Below are 20862 nucleotides of genomic sequence, written 5' to 3' on the forward strand. Positions count from 1 at the left end.
CAAAGTCCGAAACTAATTAATCTCCTGAAAAAAAACAGTGACTTGGTTTAATACATTCCTGAAACATTTCAAGATTTAACCTCCTCAAAAAACCAGCTTCTAAAACGGACTGAAAAATGAGAAGTAGTGATGGCAGATTTTGTCGGGCGGCTCAAACAGGATCTGGCTAGGGACACCTGACGCCTTTGAGAAGTATTTGTCAATGGCAGCTGCCTGCTGCTGAAGTTTTTCACCTTCTTCCTGATTGCCAAGAAACATGTTAGCCCTTGCCATCAGGCCCAGCGTGTATGCCTTAAGAGGGACAACCGGTTCAGGCAGGGTCTGAAGATATTTCTCAAAACAGGTGATTGCAACCGGTAACTCAGTGGAAGCAATTTCCCTGTTCTGCATTACTTTCATCATATGATACCTGCCGAGCTGAAGTTGAAGCAGATTGGCCGAAGGATCCCTGCTTTTCACTTCATTGTAATACTTTTCAGCTACCTCCGGATTCCCGGCTAAGATTCCGGCAATTGCCGTGCGGTAAAGGAGTTCGGGGGTCCGTCCGTTTCCGGCAATTTCATTTTCCCAAAACTTAACCAGATCAGTTCCTTCAGGTGCGAGTACCTCTCTGGCCCTGGCGCCGAAATAAGCATTTGTTTCGGAAAGCTTTCCGGCATAATGTGCAGCCTGCGCACTATCGCCTCCCATCTCAGGCGGTAGCATTCCGTAAATCTCTACAAGATAGAGCATGGGTTCATAATAATCGGGTTTCAGCAGCAGCACCTTCCTGAGTAAGCTACAGGTCTCATCCACGGCACCTTTAATCTTGTCCTCCTGCCCCGTTTGCATAAACATAAATGCATTCATAAAACCGGAAACTGCCCTGTAATAAGCATAGATTACATTATCCGGCTCCAGGTCGGCTGCCTTACTGATGTGGGCGGTAACGTCTTCCAGGCGGGTACCTCCTCCCCCGGTCAGCAGGTAAAAGTTTAGCCTGGCCATTTCGTAATGCGCCATGGCATTGGTTGAGTCTGTGTCAAGCACCTGCAGAAGCAATGCTTTTGCTTCATCCACCTGGCCGCTCATCCTGAGTTCATAAGCCCTGAAGACATCCCTGTCTCCGGGATTCCCGCTTATATAAGCCATGGCGGCCAATGAACAGGCAAGCAGGTAAAAAATCATCACATACTTTTTCATGATCATCCGGTTTAAAATAAGTGGTTTTTTTGTAACTTTAAGAATCGAAATTAGTATCTGCTTCGCTTTTTCATTTGAATCAACCTTGTAAACCGATTGTAAAACACTTTACCACCGTTTTGCCATCGGTTCAACCGGAAATTAACCACTTTTGTGAACGACAGGGATTTACTGACCTTCGGAATCCTGAAGCAAAAGATTGTGGAACGTATGCTGCAGTCCTATCCGGGAATCAATCCTTCCATTTCACAATGGAAAGGACAGGAGATCGTTGATTTTCAGGAAGAATTACTGCAAAAGGTGAATGCCCATATCAGTGAAAAGTGGTTTTACATGCACATGAAATCGGAAAACGGGGGGCTGCCGCGCATCGATATCCTGAACATCCTGAGCCGCTATGCCGGATATGCAAACTGGGATGATTTCAGATTCAAACATGCGGCAAATTCAACCAGACTTCATTCATTGAAGCATGCCAACCGCTACTTCTACTTTGTACCTGTTGCGGCACTGATTTTATCTGGTTTGTTTTTTCTTCTGTTCAAATTGCTGAACACAAAGGAATACCGCTTTACCTTTTATGATGCTGATACAGGCAATGCAATAACGAACAGCCTTATCAAAGTCAGTATGCTGCGTGACAACGAATCCCCGGTAAACTATCTGTGTGGTACCGACGGAAGTTTCGTTGTGAAAACAGGCCGGGCCAGTCTCCGGTTTGTTGTGGAAGCGCCATGTTATCATACGGATACCATAGTCAGGTTGCTCGACAAGTTTAATCCTCAGGAGTCCGTAACCCTGAGGCCGGATAACTATGCGCTGATGATTCAGTATTTTTCGGCCAGCAGGGTGACCGACTGGCAGAGAAGAAGAGACCAGCTGAACGGAATCATTTCGGACAATGCGATGATTTACCAGGTAAATGGCAAGGAAACCCTCGGAGTGGAATTATACAACAAAGGGGAGTTTATCAATAAACTGACGCTTCCTTCTGCCAGTTTACAAGGAATTGAAATTTTTGACACCAGGTATGAAGCGGGTAAAATTTCACTGATCCGCTTCAGGCAAAAGGAGGTAAAGCCATGAGAAAAAGTTACTATATACTGATGGCTATCCTTACCTGGTTTATACTGAGCTCAAGGTCGTGCGGCCCGGAGGAAGAAAAAAAAGCCGGAAGAGAAAAAGCCGATCTGGAGCAGTCCAGAGAGCGGATCAGGACTGAATTCGGAGCGGATATCCTTTCAGAACAATCATTGAGGGCCTTTGAGATCAATGCAAAACAAAAGATCGTGGATTATGGCGATTACCTGGGCATCGCTTTCAATAAAAATCTGGATACAGCCCTCAGGGCCGAGGCTGAACGTATGATCAGCAATATGTTTACCAGCGAAGATATTGCCTTAAACAGGCATCTGGGCTTAATCACCAACAACAAAATTCTGAAAAATAAAGGAGTAACCGGCCTGCACAACGCTTCAGGGTTCCAATCAATCTCTTTTCAAATTGAGGATGTGTGTATTGCAGCGCTGCTCAGGCCTGCCGGAGAATCCTGTTACACCGGAAAATTAAACTTCAGTTGTACCACATCAACAAGCACAAAACAAGATACCGTAAACCTGGGAAAAGAAAAACTGAGTGCATTGTTTTATGCCCGTAAACTACCCAAAGCATTCGGCAACGACACGCTGCTGATGTGGAGCGTGTTTCTGGGAGAGATCAGGTAACAGCATCCGCTGATATTTCATTTCTCTCCGGACCTTCCTCAATAAAAAAGTTGAGCAAACTCAATTCCGGGCTTGTGCCCCTCACCTCCTGTATGCTTGCCGGGGAAAGATATGGGGGTTAATTTTGCAGCATCAAAAATTCAGCAACATGAAACAGACCTTAAATACCTCCTGGAACGGCAATATGCAGTTTGATGCCCTTGTAAGCGGACATCATGTAATTATGGATGCGAGAGCGGAAGTGGGCGGACAGGATGCAGGACCCAGGCCCAAAGAGTTAATGCTGGCTTCACTGGCCGGATGCACCGGCATGGATGTAATCTCCATCCTGAAAAAGATGCGGGTGGAGCCCAAAACCTTCAACATACGCATAGAGGCTGAACTCACCGAAGAACACCCTAAACACTACAGCGGCATGCACCTTATTTATGAATTCTCCGGGGATGGGCTGGATGAAGAAAAACTGCGCAAAGCCATTGATCTTTCTCAGGACCGCTACTGCGGCGTTTCGGTGGTTTACCGCAAAGCAATGCCCATCACTTACGAAATCAGGATAATGGAAAACGAATAAAGTTCATCCAGCATCTTAAACAGAATAACCAACGACTTCAACCCAAATAGTTAAAAATCAAAAACAATAAGACAATGCTCTACACCAACCTTCACCATGTAATGACGGCTGCTGAACATCAGAAGCTGATTAACGAAAACCAAAATGTCATGATCTGTTGCGGCCGCATGGGCCCCATGTGTATTCCCGTTTACGGAATCATGGAAGATCTCGAAGAGGAATACAAACATGTGAAATTTGCCGATATGGAATTTGACAATCCTGAGGCTTATGTGATCCGCGATGTGCCGGAAGTACGTGGCTTTATGGGGATTCCCTTCACCATGTATTATAAAAACGGCAAACTGGTAAAAGCCACTTCCAGTATCCAGAGTATGAGCCAGGTAAGGGCCATCCTTGACAATGAATTTGCTCCTGTAACAGTCAGCTAACCTGACTCCGGGTATTTCATGAACCGGAATAACCTGAGGTCCTGCTTATCTGCCAGACACCTCATGTTGTTCCGGTTCCAGATAATTTATCAGAAGACTTTAAAAGGGACTCCGGATTCCCGCTAACCATTCCGGAATTTGAAAATGAATACAAATAACCACTTCGATGCCATTATTATAGGCGGAGGCCCTGCGGGAATGACTGCCGGAATATACCTTTCGAGAGCCAGACTGAACACATTGATAATCAGTGATGGAGTGCCTGGCGGTCAGATGATTTTAACCCATGAAATTGCAAACTACCCCGGGGTGGAAAGCATTTCGGGTTACCAGCTTTCCAATATCATGAAAAAGCAGGCCAAAAGTTTCGGCTGCACGATCAAAGGAAATTCCCAGGTAACAGACCTGCAACTTGAGGGTGAAATTAAGTCTGTTACCTTGTCAGATGGAACAACTTATACCTCAAATGTCATTATCCTGACGCCCGGTGGCCGCTCGAGGACCCTTAACGTGCCTGGTGAAGCTGTATTCAAAGGCCAGGGAATTTCCTATTGCGCTACCTGCGACGGAGACTTTTTCACCGGGAAGGAAATAGTGGTGGTAGGTGGCGGCAACTCCGCCCTCGAAGAGGCAGTGTCACTGACCAAATATGCCACCAAAGTGACCATCGTGCACCAGTTTGACCATTTCCAGGCATTTGAATACGCGGTGGAAGAGGCGAAAGCCAACCCGAAGATCCATTTCATCATGGAATCAACCATTACCGGTTTCCATGGCAATGAAAAACTGGAGCACGTGGATATTAAAAACCTGAAAACCGGAGAAGTGCAAAACTTCCTTACCGACGGGGTGTTTATCTTTATCGGATATGTTCCGAATACCGAATTTCTAAAGGGAAAAGTTGAAATGAACCAATGGAACGAAATCCTGGTAAACAGCGATATGGCCACCAGTATTCCTGGCGTCTACGCCGCCGGTGATTCCATCGTGAAGCGTTACCGTCAGGTTACAACCGCCGTTGGTGACGGGACCATTGCCGCCCTGGCCGCTTCCGGCTATATTCATCAACTGAAATCCAGACATCTCCACGAAACTTTAGCTCACTGATATGTCAACAGGTCTGATTATTGCCATCACCATTGTCGCACTTTTTGCAGTTTACATGATTTATTCTTTCAGAAGAATGAAAAACATGTCCGCTGTGCCCGAAAGTGAAAAGATCATTACCCTTACCGATAAAAACTTCCTGAGCCAGACTAAAAAAGGATTGGTCCTGGTTGATTTCTGGGCCGAATGGTGCATGCCATGTAAAGTGATGGGCCCCGTACTGAACGAACTGGCTGAAGATGAAAATTTTAAAGCCGTTGTTGCCAAACTGAATGTGGATCATTACCAACCAGTTTCACAGCAATTCGGCATCAGGGGAATCCCTACCATTATCCTGTTCAAAAACGGGAAAGAAGTAGATCGGATAGTAGGTATCAAGCCGAAAGATTTCCTTATCAAACAGGTAAACAAACATTTGTAAGATCGGTGTTGTTTAACAGCGGTTTTGCAAAATGCTTGAACCTGGATAAACAGGAAAATTGTTAACCAATAAATCCAAATATCAATGAAGATAAGTTATTTGCTCTCTTTTTTACTGGCACTGACAGTTATTTCTGTTTCAGGCCAGCAAACAGGCATTGAAAAGCAGGCTGTTATGATTGAAAATCAGAGCAGTTTTGGTTTTACCGAAACAATGGAAGTGCTTTCAAAAACAATTGCAGAGAAGGGTTGGAAAATCACCACCATCCATGATCTGCAGGAAACCATGAAGAAAAACGGAAAGGAGGTCCTGCCGGTTAAAGTGATTGAATTGTGCAATCCTGCTCATGCTTTCGGGATCCTTTCGAAGGATGAATACCGTGATGTAAGCCCCATGCTTCCCTGCCGGATTTCAGTATATGAGAAATCTGACGGAAACACTTATGTTTCGCGGATGAATGCACCCGCCTTCGCGGCAATGATTGGCGGGGATGCCGCAGCAACCATGGTAAAGGCCTACAACGAGACAGAAGAAATGCTCAGACTGGTTATACAATAATTACCTGAAATCAAGACCAACCAACGATGCCGGCGGGGTTAACTACCTGCCGGCTTTTTTATTTTTATGAAGGTTCAGGGGGTCATCCTGCTGACAAAGTTCGCGGCGTTATTATCCAGCAAAGTCATATCGGCTGAATCGGTAATTCCGTCTCCATTCACGTCCGAAAGCAGATATCCTGTTGCAAAACCCTGCGCGTCATTATCCACTACAGTCATATCCGCCGAATCCACCACTCCGTCCTGATTCACATCTCCGGCAAAAATAAGGAAAACATCCCCGGCAGGTTTAAGATTGCCGCCCCAGGCCCTGGTAACAGCATCGGAAAAATTATAACCTACACTTGCATTACTGAATGAAACAGGACCGCTGCTCCAGGTTTCAATGCTGTTCCGGTGTTTTATCACAATAAAATAATCTGATGAAATTTCCGGCGACAGTGTGAGCTGAGCATTGCCTATAATGTCAAGGAACACTACAAAAGGACCCGCCGCCAGCGCATAGGGCGCTTCAGCCTCCCGGAGTTCCACCTGAATCAGGTCCGCAATATCACCGGGAAACTGGTCTCCTGATTCATTTTTCGCTTTGTTCATCCCAGGGCCCTGATACAATCCCTCGAGTAAAACGGTCAGATTCAGGACTTTCTCCTGTAAGCCTTGCTGAGTAAGCGTAACCTCTACCGGTTCCAGTCCCGGAACAACAACAGCAATGACGGCCACCCGCTGCGTACTCCCTGTATTTGCCTCATAATCCGCAACCAAAGACCCGTTTCCGCTTCCTGATGGCGTAACCACACACCATTCCTGATCTGAAAAAGCCTCCCAAATACTGTTTGACTCCACTGTAAAATCAGCGTTACCGGAAGCCGCATCAACCATCAGGTTTGAAGGAGTGACCGATAAAGTTCGGAATGTTCCTGAAACCATTATATCATCCACACATATCCCATAACCGTATTTTGCGTTGCCTTCGAAAGCAATACAATAGGTTTCCGAAGCATCCGGCAAATCAAGGGAGTGCATCGTCCATGAAGCAATGTTCTGAGTGTATGACTGAAGCAATATCCATTCACTGTCAGCGGTGGTCCTGTATAAAACCCTGAGTTCATCCTGATCCGGCGACCAGAAGGCCTGTGTATGCCAGAATTGAAGGGAGGGGTTGATCAATGCACTCAGGTTCAGTGGCGGACTGATCAGCCGGGTTTTGTTATCTGCTGAAGAATTATCTTTCAGGCATGCATTGTAAGCGCCTCCGTGCGCAGTTGCCGGGTTGCTGCTACCATTTCCGGCAATGAAAGTCCAGTTGATTCCCGAATTGTTTACCTGCTCCTGGGTCCAGCAGGCGGGGATCAGACCTCCGTTTTCGAACCCTTCGGTAAAGGGAAACTGCTCAATGACATCGCAACTGGTGGTAAATTGAATGTTTTCTCCGTAAACGGTACCTTCAGCATTGCTTGCATAAGCCCTCGCGTAGTATGTCGTACTGGCAGAAAGGCCCGAAATGAGGCTGATAAATGAGCCCGCACCGCTTCCATCCTGGGTGTGCTGGCCTGACAGCGACGGATTGACTGAGGTATCCCAGCAAACGCCACGCGCGGCAACAGGAGAACTCCCTTCACAGATCACCTCACCCCCACAGGTCGCCGAGCCTGAAGTAATATCAGTTACACCGGATGTTGAAACCCCGGCCGAGGGGATTAGCTGAATATTCTGCGTATAAGTACTGAAATCGGCAATGGTCAGATTGCTGAAAGTCTGCGTCTGGTAACAGGGAGCACTTACCTGCAGGGTGTATGTTCCGGCTTTAACCGGCCTGTAATAATCACCATGAAGCACCGAAGAATAAACTTCCGAATTATCTGCATCATGTCCGGTCAGGGTGATTTTGGCCTTTACGGGCAGTCCTGACAACTGGTCGGTTACCACACCCCTGAAACCGTATGTTGCCTGCTTCAACAAATTCAGCATACTGGGGTAATTGTAGTTCCAGTAGTCAGGTAGCTGGGCAGCAGCCACCATTTTGGTGGTGGAGATTTCAATGGTAACTTCCCGGCAATGCCTGAAATAATTCATATAATCCTGCCGTCCGCCGGTAATCCGGTACCAGGCATAGCCGTTGGTAATTCCGTTATCCAGGTCATCCATATACCAGGAAGGGCCATTTACCTGACAGGCATCCGCATATTCACGGCTTACCATTACCCACCAGCTGTTATCGGCCGTCAATCTGCTCCAGGTATCCCACGGATAGTTCACCACTTCAATACCTCCGTGAAAGTTGGCCCCGGCAACAAAACTGCGCTGTTCAGCAAAATTCATAAAAGCGACAGTTTCCGGCTGCCATGCATTTCCGTCGGGATGGTCACCTTCGGCCGGATCAGGGTAGTTGCGGTTCAGATCCACAAAGTTTGCATTATAACGGCGTGCACCGCTCACAGAACTGTTGCCGCCGTAATATGTTCCGTCGGGATTGGCCAGTGGACAAATGTATATTTCCATATTGTCAACCAGATTCGTAACCTCAGGATCCGTGCCGTAGTTCTGCAGCAGGTATTCAATCAGGTGAAGCATTAATACATAACCGGTGGTTTCATCTCCATGCATGGAAGAAGAATAGAAAAATTCAGGCTCTGCTTCGTCTTCATTAATATTATCCGAAATTTTCGCGACCAGCAGCTTTCGCCCGCTTGCCAGGGTACCGATGTTTTCCACCCGGCAAAGCGAAGGATACAGTGTCTGAAAATCCGCCATAATTGCTTCATAAGCCTCATAAGTAGGGTAGAAGTTCCATGTGGTCCGCACAGCGCCGGATAATTCCACCTGGTCGCGCGTGATTACGCCCGGTGCATCGCCCGGATGCGGCAGAATGGTAATGTTAAAGCCCTGCCCTGAAAACTTTTCAAATTGTTTGCGGTTCGCGTATGCCCAGACCGTATCGTTCATGATATTATCCATGGAGATTTGTCTGGAAACAGCCAGCAGGTCCACCTCCTTCGTGAAAGGAAAGCAAAAGTGAATCTCCTGATCATCAGAAAAAACCCGGAATCCCGGATTCTGAGCGCTGGTCTCATGAATGATTGCCACAAGGAGACACAGCAGAATCAGCAATTTTGGTTTCATAAAATACGCTTTTCAGATGATCTTAATGTGCTGAAAATCATCTACGGCAAACAGAAAAGAGGATTACAACCTTGATGTTTATCCTTCAAAAGAGGGAAATAAATCAATGAAGCATCTCAATAATCAATGGTCAGAATCCTGCCTTTGGTAAAGTTGAAAAACTGATCCTTCTGAGCCAGCAACACTCCGGGCATAAGATCAGCCTCACTTTTACCGGCTGCCTTCAGGCAGGAGGGACAGGCAAAGATTGTAACACCCTTTTCCATGAGCAGCTTCAGCGATTCTTTCGAACTTGGGAAAGTCGGATAACTCACGTCAATGGCATCATTCAGCACAACTTCAATCCCTTTGATGTCAAAATACAACAATACATCCTTGTCTTCGGCCATCATAACCGCCTGCTTCAGTGCCATTACTACCTTGTGGGGGCTTTCGGGGCCACTCGAAATATGGTAGAATACGCCATCGCGCGGAGCTACAGCAGTGGTATCCTGCACAATGTTTACTTCTTTTTCAATGGTCTCCCTGCAAGAAGTTGCCACGAATACAAGGGCTATCAACCCCAACAAGATTCTTTTCATAAAATATGGTTTTAGGAAACATAAAAATATGGATTAATAAAGCAAAAAGCAATAGCAATTTCAAACGGATATATCCCAACCGGAGGGTTATGCGGGGGCAATTACAATTATTTCGCCATTAAAATCAACTTTATCCCCCGGGTATAATTTTTTTCGTTTTTGCAGTTCAACTGTTCCGTTCACTTTTACTTTGCCTTCAGTGATCATCAGGTTGGCTTCTCCACCAGTTTCGGCAAGGTTAAGCAGTTTGAGTAACTGATTAAGCTGTATGAAGGGGTAATCTGATAAGGTAAAACTTTTCATTTGCCGGATTTTTATCAAATTTAGTGAGGTTCATGATAGAAAAGTATTTTTACGGCAGGTTTTTAGTTATAAAAGGGTACTTTCCGGTCAATGAACCCCTGAATAAATGCAGGTTCAATCTGTGCGGATGAAAACCTTAGTATTGGAATCTTCTCCCTTCCGTTCACTTTTCTTACTTTTGCGCTTTACTAAAAAACAACCATGCAATCAGTCTTTACCCCCACGCAATATAAATTGCTATCACTGGCAACAGGAAAAATATTTAAAGACAACGGATGGATGCTCGATGCGCCGGGTGAGGATAAACCAGCGCTGATCCGTGCAATTTACGAAAGACAACAGTTGCATTTAAGGGGTAATGACACTGGTTTATATACCTTTTCCGACTGGTTGCCACTGAAGCGCACCCTGGAAGGTTCATCTGCCCCGGTGACCTACAAAAGTGAAGGACTAGCCGCAACATTGGGGCTAAAAAACCTCTGGATTACTTTCAGCGGATACTGGCCCGAGAAAGGCGCCGGTATGACTACCTGTTCCTTTAAGGAAACCGAAGCTTACTCCGTGTGTGGCCGCATGGATCCGGCCCTGAAACAGGTGCTTGTTGTCGCATCGGCAGGAAATACTGCACGGGCCTTTGCAAAGGTTTGTTCCGAAAACAATATTCCCCTGCTGCTATGCGTACCTCACGATTACATCAATGCCCTGTGGTTCGAAAAACCGCTTAACCCTTGTGTAAAACTGGCTGTAACAGCACATGGAAGTGACTATTTCGATGCCATTTACCTATCGAACCTGGCCACTCAATGCGAGGGGTTCCTGGCTGAGGGGGGTGCAAAAAATGTGGCCCGGCGCGATGGCATGGGCACTACCGTGTTGTCAGCGGTCACCACCATCGGACAAATTCCTGAGTATTATTTTCAGGCTGTTGGCAGCGGCACCGGCGCCATTGCAGCCTGGGAAGCCAACCTGAGGCTTATCGCCGACGGACGGTTCGGTAGCAACAAAATGAAACTGATGGTTTCGCAGAACGCGCCCTTTCAGCCTATCTACGATGCATGGAAAGCCGGCTCCCGTGCCATGCTTCCTTACGACGACGACCTGGCCAGGGAACATGTTACCGAAATTGATGCCAAAGTACTGTCGAACCGGCGGCCGCCCTACCCCATTAAAGGGGGCCTTTACGATGCCCTTCTAGATACCGGAGGAGATGTGTTGAAAGCAACCAATCGCGAAGCCCGGGCAGCCAAGGAACTTTTCCTTGAAACGGAAGGCATCGACATCTATTCTGCTGCTGCCGTTGCAACCGCCTCGCTGAAAAACGAACTGAATGCCGGCCGTCTGGACCCTGACGCCCTTATTATGTTAAATATCACCGGGGCCGGCGAAGAACGCTTTAAACGTGAGCACAGCCTTTTCTATCTGGAACCTTCACTGCATTTCGACATTACGCCGGAACTTCAGGAAGTCAGGGAAAAACTGAACACCCTCACCTGGTAAGCGAAATTCGCACACTTACTTCTGATGCATGTATCTGTAATACAGTTTACTGCCGGGATATATGACATTCCCTCCATCGGGATTATGCCCGTAATACAGGCATCAACGCCCGTTTAATAATCCAAAATCAATTCTTACCTTTGCCGCATGGCAAACTACGACGAACTTTTCAAAAAAATAACCGCCCATGCCAAGGAGTATGGGTTTATATTTCAGTCAAGCGAGATCTACGACGGCCTCAGCGCCGTATATGACTACGGCCAGAATGGCGTGGAGCTGAAGAACAACATCAAGGAATACTGGTGGAAGGCGATGGTACGATACCATGAGAACATCGTGGGGATAGATTCGGCCATTTTTATGCATCCGACCATCTGGAAAGCATCGGGCCACGTGGATGCATTCAACGATCCGATGATCGACAACAAGGACTCGAAAAAACGGTACCGCGCCGATGTACTGGTTGAAGATCACCTCGCAAAACTTGAAGAGAAAATCAACAAGGAGGTTGAAAAAGCCGCCAAACGCTTTGGTGATGCCTTCGACGAAGGCCAGTTCAGGGCCACCAATCAAAGGGTGCTCGAAAATCAGGCTAAAATAGACGCTATCAAGCACCGTCTTTACACAGGACTTGAGAACAACGACCTGTCCGATATCAAGAAACTGATTGAGGATTGCGAGATTGTTTGTCCCGTTTCAGGTTCGCGCAACTGGACAGAAGTAAGACAATTTAACCTGATGTTCTCCACCCAGATGGGCTCGGTCAGCGAGGAAGCCAATACCATATTTCTTCGGCCTGAAACCGCCCAGGGTATTTTTGTGAACTTTCTGAACGTGATGAAGACCGGCCGTATGAAGATCCCTTTCGGGATTGCCCAGATCGGCAAGGCTTTCCGAAACGAAATTGTCGCCCGCCAGTTTATCTTCCGCATGCGCGAGTTTGAGCAGATGGAGATGCAGTATTTTGTGCGCCCCGGCACTGAACTGGAGTGGTTTGAATTCTGGAAGAAAGAGCGACTGAAATGGCACCTTTCCCTGGGCCTCGGTGAAGATAATTACCGCTTCCACGACCACGAGAAGCTGGCCCATTACGCCAATGCCGCTGCCGATATCGAATTCCGTTTCCCATTTGGATTCAAGGAACTGGAAGGCATTCACTCCCGCACCGATTTTGACCTTGGCGCCCATCAGCAATACTCGGGCAAAAAAATCATGTATTTTGATCCTGAGCTGAACGAGAGCTATGTGCCTTATGTAGTGGAAACCTCCATCGGTCTCGACCGCACCTTCCTGGCCCTGCTCAGCAATGCTTTCACCGAGGAGAAACTCGACGATGGCTCGGAGCGCGTGGTCATGAAACTCCCCCCGGTGCTGGCACCCATCAAAGCCGCCGTGTTACCGCTGGTGGCCAAAGACGGACTGCCTGAAAAAGCCCGCCAGATCATGGATACGCTGAAATATGATTACAACTGCCAGTACGAGGAGAAAGACTCCATCGGCAAGCGCTACCGCCGGCAGGATGCCATAGGAACCCCTTACTGTATCACCGTCGACCACCAGACCCTGGAGGACAATACGGTCACCATCCGCGAACGCGATACCATGCTGCAGGAACGGGTGGACCTGGGGAATGTCAGCAAGATCATCGCGAAAAAACTGAAGGTAAACTAATCCTGATCAGCAAAAAAGCAGACAGCAGACCCCGTGGTCTGCTGTTTTGTTTTATTATCCTGAACCTGCCGCATGAATATTCCGGAAGACCGGCTTCAGACCAACTGTGCTAGATTTATCTCAGGTTATCCAACCGGAATAAAATGATTCATTTATTATTAAAAGCATTCATGGTATTGGTTGCCCCGGCGGCAATGTAGCTTTTAATCATTTCCACAGCTACGGGAATGCGCTCCATAAACAGTTTCTCTTCTTCGCGTGTAAAACGCCCCAGCACATATTCCACCTGGAATCCCCTGGCAAAGTTGCTGCCGATGCCCACCCTCAGCCGTGGAAAATTGTTATGCCCCAACGTTTCTATAATATGGTTCAGCCCGTTGTGGCTTCCTCCGCTTCCCCTGGTTTTCAGACGGAAAACGCCGGAATCTAGGTCGAGGTCATCAACAACTACGAGCGAATTTTCAATGGGAATATTTTCCTGTGTAAGCCAGTAACGGTAGGCCTTACCACTCAGGTTCATGTAGGTAGTGGGTTTGATGATGATCACCGTTTTCCCCCGGTAACGGGCCTCGGCCCGCGATACCAGGCGGTCGGAGGTAAATCTGGCACCAAGATCCTGCGCCAGGGCATCGGCAATGATGAAACCGATGTTGTGCCGGGTGTTGGCATATTCATCACCTATGTTTCCAAGTCCGGTTATCAGATACTTCACAGTTTATGCTGATTTAGACAGGTGCTGTCCGGTTTTGGGAAAACAGCCGGGTTCAGACCTGATTTTATTCTGAGATCAAAAATACTTATTCCGGGAATATGATCCGATGATCCGGAAAGCCATAGACAATAAAAAAACCGGAGGCAGTGAATGGTGTCGCCTGCCTCCGGTATTCATATTCAGTAGTTCCCTGATTATTTTCCGGGTGCTGCAGGCTCAACATTACGGGTTGACATAACGCTGACGATCACACCACTCCTGATATCGAGGAATTCTACATTTTCCATTTTCAGGTCGCCAACTTTTACCGCCTGGTTCAGGTCGAGATTGTTAATGCTTACCTCAACTTCGTCGGGTAAGTGCTGGATCAACGCCTTGATTTTCAGTTTGCGGAATTTCTTGACCAGTTTACCACCGCGCAGTACGCCGGGCGAAGTGCCGGTAATGCGGATGGGAACAGAAATGATCACAGGTTTCAGGGGATCCAGTTCAAGAAAATCAGCGTGCAGGATACTGTCGCTTACCGGATGAGACTGAACATCCTGCAGGATGGTCAGGTATTCTTTACCGTCAACATTGATGTTGATAAGGTGTGCATTCGGGGTGAAAAGGATGGGCTTAAAGCTTACTTCATCGGTTGAGAAGTGAACCTGGTCTTTGCCGCCGTAAATTACACAGGGTACTTTACCTGCAGCGCGCTGGGCCTTAGCATCTTTTTTCCCTACGTTCCCGCGAAGGGAACCGCTCATAGATACTGTTTTCATTGTTTAGAGATTTAGTTGATGATTATTAAAGGTAACCTTATGGTTATTCAAATTTGAAAAGTGTTGAGATGGACTCGTAGTTGTGCACCTTCCCTATCACATCAGCCAGCAGGGTTGCGGTACTGATCACCTTGATCTTCGGGCTTTCACGCCGCAGGGGGATGGTATCAGTAACGATGACTTCGGTAAACGGAGAAGCTTCAATCCGTTCGATGGCATTTGCCGAGAGGAGCGGATGCGTGCAGAAAGCCCTGACACTTGCAGCGCCGTTGTCCATCATCAGTTTTGCCGCCTTACAGATGGTACCGGCGGTATCGATGATATCATCCACAAGGATTACGTCCTTTCCGGTGACATCGCCGATCAGTGCCATGGTATCCACCTGGTTTGCCTTTGATCGCTGTTTGTAACAAATTACAAAACTGGTATTCAGTATCTTGGCATAAGCTGCAGCCCTGCGGGTCCCTCCGGTATCGGGGGATGCCATTACCAGGTTGGGCAGGTTCAGCTGCTTGATAAAAGGCACGAAGATCGAAGAAGCGTAAAGGTGATCAACAGGTACATCAAAGAACCCCTGAATCTGATCGGCATGCAAATCGATGGTGATGATCCGCTGAACGCCTGCGGCAGTAAGCAGGTTGGCCACCAGTTTGGCGGCTATCGACACCCGGGGTTTATCTTTCCGGTCCTGCCGAGCAAACCCGAAATAAGGGATGACGGCAATGATATGCCTGGCCGATGCCCGCTTGGCAGCATCGATCATCAGCAGGAGTTCGAAAAGGTTGTCGCTTGGGGCAAAGGTTGATTGTACAATAAACAGGTCGTTCCCCCGAACATTTTCTTCGAAGGAGGGTTGAAATTCACCATCCGAAAAATCAGTGATCAGGACATCACCAAGTTTCTTACCATAGCTGACAGCTATCTTTTCGGCCAGGTAACGGGTGGCTCTGCCCGAGAAAATGTTAACCACTGTGGCCATTTCAGATGTGCTAATAGAGGTTGAACGATCCGGTTTTAAGGCCGCAAAATTATAAATTATTTTGAAGGTTGAGGTAATGATTTTAACAAATGTTAAAAATAAACCTTCTAAACCCTTGATTTTTCGGCAAATTAGTATTACTTTTGCACCCCTTTTGAGGAGCGCGGTAAGGCGAGTGGGGTGCAGACAATATCAGGGATAATATAGCCGTTACATTCGATGTCCGTGCAAACATACGACTTTTTTTAAACCGGCAGCTAAAATAATGGCTATTCAATCCTCTTCAGGAAGTGGATATCTCAACACATAAAACCTTCAAAGAATGAAACTCTCGCAATTTCGCTATCAACTGCCCAATGATCTGATTGCAAAGCAACCGGTCGATAACCGGGACAAATCGCGGCTTATGGTATTGAACCGCAAAACCAAAACCATTGAACACAGGATGTTCACTGATATTCTGGAATATTTTGGAGATGGCGATGCATTTATAATTAACGACACCAAAGTGTTTCCGGCACTGCTTACCGGCGAGAAGGAAAAAACCGGAGCTAAAATTACCGTATTCCTGCTACGGGAGCTCAACGCGGAAGCCCGCTTGTGGGATGTTCTGGTTGATCCGGCAAGAAAAATCCGTATCGGCAACAAGTTGTATTTCGGTGATGATGACTCATTGGTTGCTGAAGTGATTGACAATACCACTTCCCGGGGCCGCACCCTGCGGTTCCTGTTCGACGGCCCCTATGACGAATTCAAGAAAACCATTGAAAGCCTTGGCAAAACACCCCTTCCGGAGGAACTGCAGGCCATTCGCGAAATTCTTCCCGAAGACAAGGACTGGTATCAAACCATTTACGCTTCCAAAGAAGGGGCGGTTGCCGCTCCAACAGCCGGCCTCCATTTCAGCCGGGAGCTTATGAAACGCCTGGAACTCAAAGGAGCCTCATTCGCTTCAGTTACGCTTCACGCGGGTGTGGGTAACTTCAGGGCCATTGATGTGGAAGACCTCACCAAACACAAGATGGACTCCGAAGAACTGATCATTGACGAGGAAGCCGTCCGCATCGTCAACAAAGCCAAAGAAAACCGCAAACAGGTATGCGTGGTCGGCACTACCACAATGAAAGCCGTGGAATCATCGGTTACTATCTCGGGCATGCTGAAACCATACAAAGGATGGTCGAACAAGTTTATTTTCCCTCCTTACGAGTTCAGTATTCCAACCTGTATGGTCACCAACTTCCACCTGCCTCAGTCACCCATGCTGATGATGACGGCCGCTTTCGCCGATTTTGATTTCCTGATGAAAGCATATAAGGAAGCCATCAACGAAAAATACCGCTTCTTTACTTATGGCGATGCCATGCTGATTTTGTAAAGTCACGGACAAAATATCCGCAAGGCTGTCACTGAAGGAAAAATCCTCTTCAGCGGCAGCCTTTCTCTTTGCGTTTCAGCCACCCATGCCCGGGAAGGCCGTTTGCAAATCAGCGGTTTTCTGCGTAGGTTTGTTTAAAAATTCCGATCTGTGGAACGTTTCGTGATTATTGTAGCCGGTGGTACAGGGCAACGAATGGGAGCCGGAATCCCCAAACAGTTTCTTCCTTTATGCGGCAGGCCGCTGTTGATGCATACCATGGAGGCCTTTCACCGCTTTGATGCAAAGACCCGCGTGGTGCTGGTACTGCCGGCCGGACAGGCTGTGCTGTGGAATGAGTTGTGCACCCTTCACGGATTCACCCTGCCCCATAAGTTGGCAGAGGGAGGTGAAACCCGTGGGATCTCGGTGCGCAACGGGCTGGATACCATCTCGGCCACAGGGGGAGTTGTGGCCGTGCACGATGGCGCAAGACCGCTGGTAAGCCAGGAAACAATTGCTACAGGATTTGCCCTTGCCGAAAGCGGGAAAAATGCCGTTCCCGCCTTACCCCTTACCGACTCGCTCAGAATCATTGACGGGAACGGCACCCGCGCATTAGACCGGACTTTGGTAAGGCGGGTTCAAACTCCGCAGTGTTTTCCGCTGTATGTCCTGCGCATGGCCTATGATCATCCGGACTTCATGCACTTTACCGATGATGCCCAGCTGGTTGAAAAGGCCGGTTTTGCCATTACCCTGTATGAAGGCAATGCCGAAAACATCAAAATTACCGCACCTTTTGATCTGAAACTGGCCGGATTACTGGCCGGGGGAATGACACCTGGATTATTGAGTCAGCAAAACAGGCAATATGATGAATGAAGAAGGACGTATACTTGCCAATCGTGAAGGGTGGGTTTCCATTGTCGGGAACCTCCTGTTGTTTATACTTAAATTCTGGGCCGGGATTGTTTCCGGCTCCATTGCCATCATCGCAGATGCCTGGCATACATTGTCTGATTCGCTGACCTCGGTGGTGGTGCTGGCCGGGGTTAAGCTTTCGTCGCGTCCGGCCGACCGTGAGCACCCCTTCGGGCATGGCAGGGCCGAACTTATCGCCGCATTGGTGATCGGCGTGCTGCTGAGCGTGGTGGCGTTTAATTTTGTGGTTGAGGGGGTACAACGACTTCGCGACCGTCAGGCAGTGAATTACGGGGCCTTTGCCATTATTGCAACAGTAATCTCTGTTGTGGCAAAAGAAGCCATGGCCCGTTACGCCTTTTGGGTTTCCAAACGTTCGGCTTCACGCTCGGTAAGAGCCGATGCCTGGCACCACCGTTCCGATGCCATCTCGTCCGTTGTTATCCTAGCAGGTATTTTTCTGGGCAAACATATCTGGTGGATTGACGGTGTGCTGGGGATTATAGTGGCATTCCTGATTTTCTATGCAGCTTACGATATCCTCCGCGACGCCATGAATACCATGCTGGGTGAACAGCCAGAGCCTGAACTTATCTCGCAGATAGCAGAAATATGCCGCAATGAAAGCCTGCTTGAACTTCAGCCGCACCATATTCATGTGCACCGCTACGGTGAACATACGGAACTGACCATGCATATCAGGCTTCCTGATAACATGACCCTGTTTGATGCCCATGAGATAGCCACTCGGGTTGAAGTCCGGCTGAAAAAAGAAATGAGTATCATCAGCACCATTCATATGGAGCCACAGGGCCTTACCCACCCCTGAGACGACGGCCTTTCCAGCGTACAGGCATTATCTGGCCGGTCAGGGCAACGAGTGTTGTGTAAAAAGCCACCAGCGGCTCGGCCGGAATTATCAGCCACAATAATACATGCTTTCGGGTAAACCTTATAAACCCTGCAAGCAATGGCAGATCTGCCAGGGTTTTCAACAGGAGGATCAACAGAAACCATAACATAAATCGCGGGACAAAAAGTCCGGCAACCAGGCTGAATACCAGCAGCGCGTTCATTAAAAAAACCATCGTTGCCGAAAGGATAAGCGGAGGATATCTGTAGGCCATGCTTTTTGAAGTCCACCGCAGGCGTTGGTTTAAAAAATCACCAGGGGTCCCGGCTGGTCCCGTAAACACGAGGGCATCGCGGCAGCGGGCAAAGGCGATTTTATCACTGCCATACCGGTCAAGCATGGAAAGCATCAGAAACACATCGTCACCCGACACCGTCTGATTGCGGAGTGCATCACCCTGCAACGAACGGTAGGCCTTAAGGGAAAATCCCATATTTGCGCCATTGCACATCAGCGGAAATCCTGCGCCTATGGATCCCGCCCCTGAAGCCACCAGCGAAATAAATTCCAGATCCTGAAGTTGCCTGAATATACCGTCCGTATTCTTAAATGTCACAGGGCCTGAAACAAAAACGGCCTTCCGGCTTTCCATCACCGATACCATGGCAGCAATCCAGCCCGGGGTAACTTCGCAATCGGCATCGGTAGTCAGGATATAAACTCCACGGGCCTGTTCCAGCGCCAGCGCGATGGCTGCCTTTTTCCCGTGACGACCGGTCTGGCGGAACAGGTAAAGGTTAACTTCCGGATTTTGCTTAATAAATTCTTCAACGATCGCAGCAGTCTGATCTGTAGAATAGTCATCCACCACCAGCACTTCAAATCTGTCACGCGGATAATGCTGATCAGCAAGGCTTTGCAGGCACAATCCGATATTCTCCGCCTCATTTCTGGCGGCTATAATCACACTGACCTTCTCCGTTGGTCTCAATGGCGGGCAGCCCCCCAGCCGTGACCATCCCCTTGCAAGCAAGGCCATCAGAAGCACGTAACCGGCGGTTATCAGCAACGGAATCAGTATCAGCGCGGGAGCAGTCATAGGTTCATGGCTTTCTGATGATACTGATCCTCCTGATAAAAAAAACACCCAAAAGTGCCGGCAATGCCAGATTGATGATCCATATCAGGGTGGAAGCAGAGAGTATTGATGCTGCAGCCGCGGTATTGCCTCCAAAATACATCCCGATAAAGTAAATGGAAACAGATCCCCTTATGCCCAGATCGGCAAGCGCAACGGTAGGGATGGCGGCCATCACAAAATAAGTTAATGAAATCAGCATCATGGCCTGAAAATAAGGGATTTCCAGGCCAAATGCCCGGAGGAGCAGGTAAAACTGTGCGGAAAAAACCAGGTATCTCAGGGCGCTCAACAGCAGCACTCCGGTCAGTGTCCGTCTGCTAACCCTTTCTATTACTATCAGATACAAATTAATATGCCTCCATTGCGGCCGGATAAGTTTGTCGAGGCGGGCGGTAATCACCGGAACTTTGAGGAGTAGCAGCACCAGCAGCAGAGAAAGAAGCAGCATGAAAATTCCCAGGCCGGCATACAGATAATCCTGCCACCGTTCGCTGAAACCCACATATTGCGGAATAAAAAACAGCAGGGCGACCATACCCGCCACCAGGGTGACTATCAGTTGGCTTATACTGCCGGCAATGGTAAGCAGGGCACTTTTGATGCGGTTTGCCCTCAGGGTGAAGATGCGGCCAAGGAACTCGCCCACCCGGTTGGGGGTAAACAGGCTGAAGGTAATGCCCGCCAGCACAGACCGGAAAGCAGAAGGGAGGGTGACCGGTTCAAGATACCGGATCAGTGAGCGCCATTTTACCGTTTCGAGCAGCCAGTTCAGCGGCATCATCAGCAATACTGCAGGCAACAACCAGCGAAAACCTTCCGAATGAAGACTCTCAGCCAGTTGTTGACTGAAATGCGCAAAATCGCCAAGCACAAACACCTGCCGGTAGATAAACCAGCAGGATGCCGCAACAATGAGTATACGGGCCGTGCTATTAAGTGTTTTCTTTACCTTTGCTGAAAGTTTCAT

At 48.1% G+C, this 20862-nt stretch carries 21 protein-coding genes; 12 read left to right on the forward strand and 9 right to left on the reverse strand.

Features of this window, described 5'->3' with window-relative positions:
• Positions 1-99: 99 nt before the first annotated feature.
• Positions 100-1182: a tetratricopeptide repeat protein gene (locus tag TBC1_RS10200; protein ID WP_137305577.1), complete on the reverse strand. Its 1083-nt coding sequence runs from the start codon at positions 1180-1182 to the stop codon at positions 100-102.
• Positions 1183-1335: 153 nt separating this feature from the next.
• Between TBC1_RS10200 and TBC1_RS10205 the strand changes: the two genes are divergently transcribed.
• The 7 genes from TBC1_RS10205 (at position 1336) to TBC1_RS10235 (ending at position 5994) form a co-directional block, all read left to right on the forward strand.
• Complete coding sequence (locus TBC1_RS10205; protein WP_062041743.1) at positions 1336-2268, forward strand: hypothetical protein; 933 nt, start codon at positions 1336-1338, stop codon at positions 2266-2268.
• A complete protein-coding gene (locus TBC1_RS10210; RefSeq protein WP_062041746.1) occupies positions 2265-2906 on the forward strand; it encodes a hypothetical protein in 642 nt (213 codons plus the stop codon). Before TBC1_RS10205 ends, TBC1_RS10210 begins: the two co-directional genes overlap by 4 nt.
• Positions 2907-3054: 148 nt before the next feature.
• A complete protein-coding gene (locus TBC1_RS10215; RefSeq protein WP_062041749.1) occupies positions 3055-3477 on the forward strand; it encodes an OsmC family protein in 423 nt (140 codons plus the stop codon).
• 74 nt (positions 3478-3551) lie between these two features.
• A complete protein-coding gene (locus tag TBC1_RS10220) occupies positions 3552-3908 on the forward strand; it encodes a YbbN family protein (protein ID WP_062041752.1) in 357 nt (118 codons plus the stop codon).
• A 144-nt stretch (positions 3909-4052) separates the two neighbouring features.
• Positions 4053-5015, forward strand: coding sequence for an NAD(P)/FAD-dependent oxidoreductase (locus tag TBC1_RS10225; RefSeq protein WP_062042972.1), 963 nt, complete (start codon positions 4053-4055; stop codon positions 5013-5015).
• Between the two features lies 1 nt (position 5016).
• A complete protein-coding gene (trxA, locus tag TBC1_RS10230) occupies positions 5017-5436 on the forward strand; it encodes a thioredoxin (protein ID WP_236695652.1) in 420 nt (139 codons plus the stop codon).
• A gap of 84 nt (positions 5437-5520) precedes the next feature.
• The gene (locus TBC1_RS10235) at positions 5521-5994 is read left to right on the forward strand and encodes a DUF302 domain-containing protein (RefSeq protein WP_236695653.1); all 474 of its coding nucleotides are present in this window, start codon (positions 5521-5523) and stop codon (positions 5992-5994) included.
• Between the two features lie 74 nt (positions 5995-6068).
• Here the strand turns inward: TBC1_RS10235 and TBC1_RS10240 are convergent, their stop codons facing one another.
• The 3 genes from TBC1_RS10240 to TBC1_RS10250 form a co-directional block, all read right to left on the reverse strand.
• A complete protein-coding gene (locus TBC1_RS10240; protein ID WP_062041756.1) occupies positions 6069-9113 on the reverse strand; it encodes a M14 family zinc carboxypeptidase in 3045 nt (1014 codons plus the stop codon).
• A 116-nt stretch (positions 9114-9229) separates the two neighbouring features.
• On the reverse strand, positions 9230-9694 hold the full coding sequence (locus tag TBC1_RS10245; RefSeq protein WP_082189561.1) for a DsrE family protein: 465 nt from the start codon (positions 9692-9694) through the stop codon (positions 9230-9232).
• Positions 9695-9781: 87 nt separating this feature from the next.
• On the reverse strand, positions 9782-9997 hold the full coding sequence (locus TBC1_RS10250) for an RNA-binding S4 domain-containing protein (RefSeq protein ID WP_062041759.1): 216 nt from the start codon (positions 9995-9997) through the stop codon (positions 9782-9784).
• 201 nt (positions 9998-10198) lie between these two features.
• On the opposite strand from TBC1_RS10250, the gene TBC1_RS10255 reads away from it, so the two are divergent.
• The gene (locus TBC1_RS10255) at positions 10199-11494 is read left to right on the forward strand and encodes a cysteate synthase (protein ID WP_062041762.1); all 1296 of its coding nucleotides are present in this window, start codon (positions 10199-10201) and stop codon (positions 11492-11494) included.
• 147 nt (positions 11495-11641) lie between these two features.
• Positions 11642-13165 carry a glycine--tRNA ligase gene (locus tag TBC1_RS10260; RefSeq protein ID WP_062041764.1) on the forward strand — a complete coding sequence of 508 codons (1524 nt, stop codon included), beginning with the start codon at positions 11642-11644 and terminating at the stop codon, positions 13163-13165.
• Between the two features lie 148 nt (positions 13166-13313).
• Here TBC1_RS10260 and pth read toward each other — a convergent pair whose 3' ends face one another.
• The 3 genes from pth to TBC1_RS10275 all read right to left on the reverse strand — a co-directional run bounded on the left by pth (position 13314) and on the right by TBC1_RS10275 (position 15620).
• A complete protein-coding gene (pth, locus tag TBC1_RS10265; protein ID WP_062041767.1) occupies positions 13314-13877 on the reverse strand; it encodes an aminoacyl-tRNA hydrolase in 564 nt (187 codons plus the stop codon).
• 194 nt (positions 13878-14071) lie between these two features.
• Positions 14072-14641, reverse strand: coding sequence for a 50S ribosomal protein L25/general stress protein Ctc (locus TBC1_RS10270; RefSeq protein ID WP_082189562.1), 570 nt, complete (start codon positions 14639-14641; stop codon positions 14072-14074).
• A gap of 43 nt (positions 14642-14684) precedes the next feature.
• Complete coding sequence (locus TBC1_RS10275) at positions 14685-15620, reverse strand: ribose-phosphate pyrophosphokinase (protein ID WP_062041772.1); 936 nt, start codon at positions 15618-15620, stop codon at positions 14685-14687.
• Between the two features lie 322 nt (positions 15621-15942).
• Between TBC1_RS10275 and queA the strand changes: the two genes are divergently transcribed.
• From queA to TBC1_RS10290, 3 genes are all read left to right on the forward strand, one after another.
• Complete coding sequence (gene queA, locus TBC1_RS10280) at positions 15943-16998, forward strand: tRNA preQ1(34) S-adenosylmethionine ribosyltransferase-isomerase QueA (protein WP_062041775.1); 1056 nt, start codon at positions 15943-15945, stop codon at positions 16996-16998.
• A gap of 150 nt (positions 16999-17148) precedes the next feature.
• Positions 17149-17862 carry a 2-C-methyl-D-erythritol 4-phosphate cytidylyltransferase gene (locus TBC1_RS10285; protein ID WP_062041778.1) on the forward strand — a complete coding sequence of 238 codons (714 nt, stop codon included), beginning with the start codon at positions 17149-17151 and terminating at the stop codon, positions 17860-17862.
• Positions 17852-18730 (forward strand): cation diffusion facilitator family transporter, encoded by an 879-nt coding sequence (locus TBC1_RS10290; RefSeq protein ID WP_236695654.1) that lies wholly within the window; start codon positions 17852-17854, stop codon positions 18728-18730. Before TBC1_RS10285 ends, TBC1_RS10290 begins: the two co-directional genes overlap by 11 nt.
• On the opposite strand, the gene TBC1_RS10295 is transcribed toward TBC1_RS10290, so the two are convergent.
• Positions 18717-19853, reverse strand: coding sequence for a glycosyltransferase (locus tag TBC1_RS10295; RefSeq protein ID WP_062041781.1), 1137 nt, complete (start codon positions 19851-19853; stop codon positions 18717-18719). The two genes, TBC1_RS10290 and TBC1_RS10295, sit on opposite strands and share 14 nt — an antisense overlap.
• Before the next feature lie 4 nt (positions 19854-19857).
• Positions 19858-20862: a lysylphosphatidylglycerol synthase transmembrane domain-containing protein gene (locus TBC1_RS10300; protein WP_062041784.1), complete on the reverse strand. Its 1005-nt coding sequence runs from the start codon at positions 20860-20862 to the stop codon at positions 19858-19860.

It is taken from the genome of Lentimicrobium saccharophilum (assembly GCF_001192835.1).
In the GTDB taxonomy this organism is placed as follows: domain Bacteria; phylum Bacteroidota; class Bacteroidia; order Bacteroidales; family Lentimicrobiaceae; genus Lentimicrobium; species Lentimicrobium saccharophilum.

Excerpts from the sequence above, each read along its gene's own strand:
- TBC1_RS10255 (WP_062041762.1), top strand. The coding sequence starts at position 10,199 with ATGCAATCAGTCTTTACCCCCACGCAATATAAATTGCTATCACTGGCA.
- TBC1_RS10210 (WP_062041746.1), top strand. The coding sequence starts at position 2,265 with ATGAGAAAAAGTTACTATATACTGATGGCTATCCTTACCTGGTTTATA.
- TBC1_RS10270 (WP_082189562.1), bottom strand. The coding sequence starts at position 14,641 with ATGAAAACAGTATCTATGAGCGGTTCCCTTCGCGGGAACGTAGGGAAA.
- TBC1_RS10275 (WP_062041772.1), bottom strand. The coding sequence starts at position 15,620 with ATGGCCACAGTGGTTAACATTTTCTCGGGCAGAGCCACCCGTTACCTG.
- TBC1_RS10300 (WP_062041784.1), bottom strand. The coding sequence starts at position 20,862 with ATGAAACTTTCAGCAAAGGTAAAGAAAACACTTAATAGCACGGCCCGT.
- TBC1_RS10260 (WP_062041764.1), top strand. The coding sequence starts at position 11,642 with ATGGCAAACTACGACGAACTTTTCAAAAAAATAACCGCCCATGCCAAG.
- TBC1_RS10200 (WP_137305577.1), bottom strand. The coding sequence starts at position 1,182 with ATGAAAAAGTATGTGATGATTTTTTACCTGCTTGCCTGTTCATTGGCC.
- TBC1_RS10240 (WP_062041756.1), bottom strand. The coding sequence starts at position 9,113 with ATGAAACCAAAATTGCTGATTCTGCTGTGTCTCCTTGTGGCAATCATT.
- TBC1_RS10295 (WP_062041781.1), bottom strand. The coding sequence starts at position 19,853 with ATGACTGCTCCCGCGCTGATACTGATTCCGTTGCTGATAACCGCCGGT.
- TBC1_RS10215 (WP_062041749.1), top strand. The coding sequence starts at position 3,055 with ATGAAACAGACCTTAAATACCTCCTGGAACGGCAATATGCAGTTTGAT.
- trxA (WP_236695652.1), top strand. The coding sequence starts at position 5,017 with ATGTCAACAGGTCTGATTATTGCCATCACCATTGTCGCACTTTTTGCA.
- queA (WP_062041775.1), top strand. The coding sequence starts at position 15,943 with ATGAAACTCTCGCAATTTCGCTATCAACTGCCCAATGATCTGATTGCA.
- TBC1_RS10235 (WP_236695653.1), top strand. The coding sequence starts at position 5,521 with ATGAAGATAAGTTATTTGCTCTCTTTTTTACTGGCACTGACAGTTATT.
- TBC1_RS10220 (WP_062041752.1), top strand. The coding sequence starts at position 3,552 with ATGCTCTACACCAACCTTCACCATGTAATGACGGCTGCTGAACATCAG.
- TBC1_RS10250 (WP_062041759.1), bottom strand. The coding sequence starts at position 9,997 with ATGAAAAGTTTTACCTTATCAGATTACCCCTTCATACAGCTTAATCAG.
- TBC1_RS10225 (WP_062042972.1), top strand. The coding sequence starts at position 4,053 with ATGAATACAAATAACCACTTCGATGCCATTATTATAGGCGGAGGCCCT.
- TBC1_RS10290 (WP_236695654.1), top strand. The coding sequence starts at position 17,852 with ATGATGAATGAAGAAGGACGTATACTTGCCAATCGTGAAGGGTGGGTT.
- TBC1_RS10245 (WP_082189561.1), bottom strand. The coding sequence starts at position 9,694 with ATGAAAAGAATCTTGTTGGGGTTGATAGCCCTTGTATTCGTGGCAACT.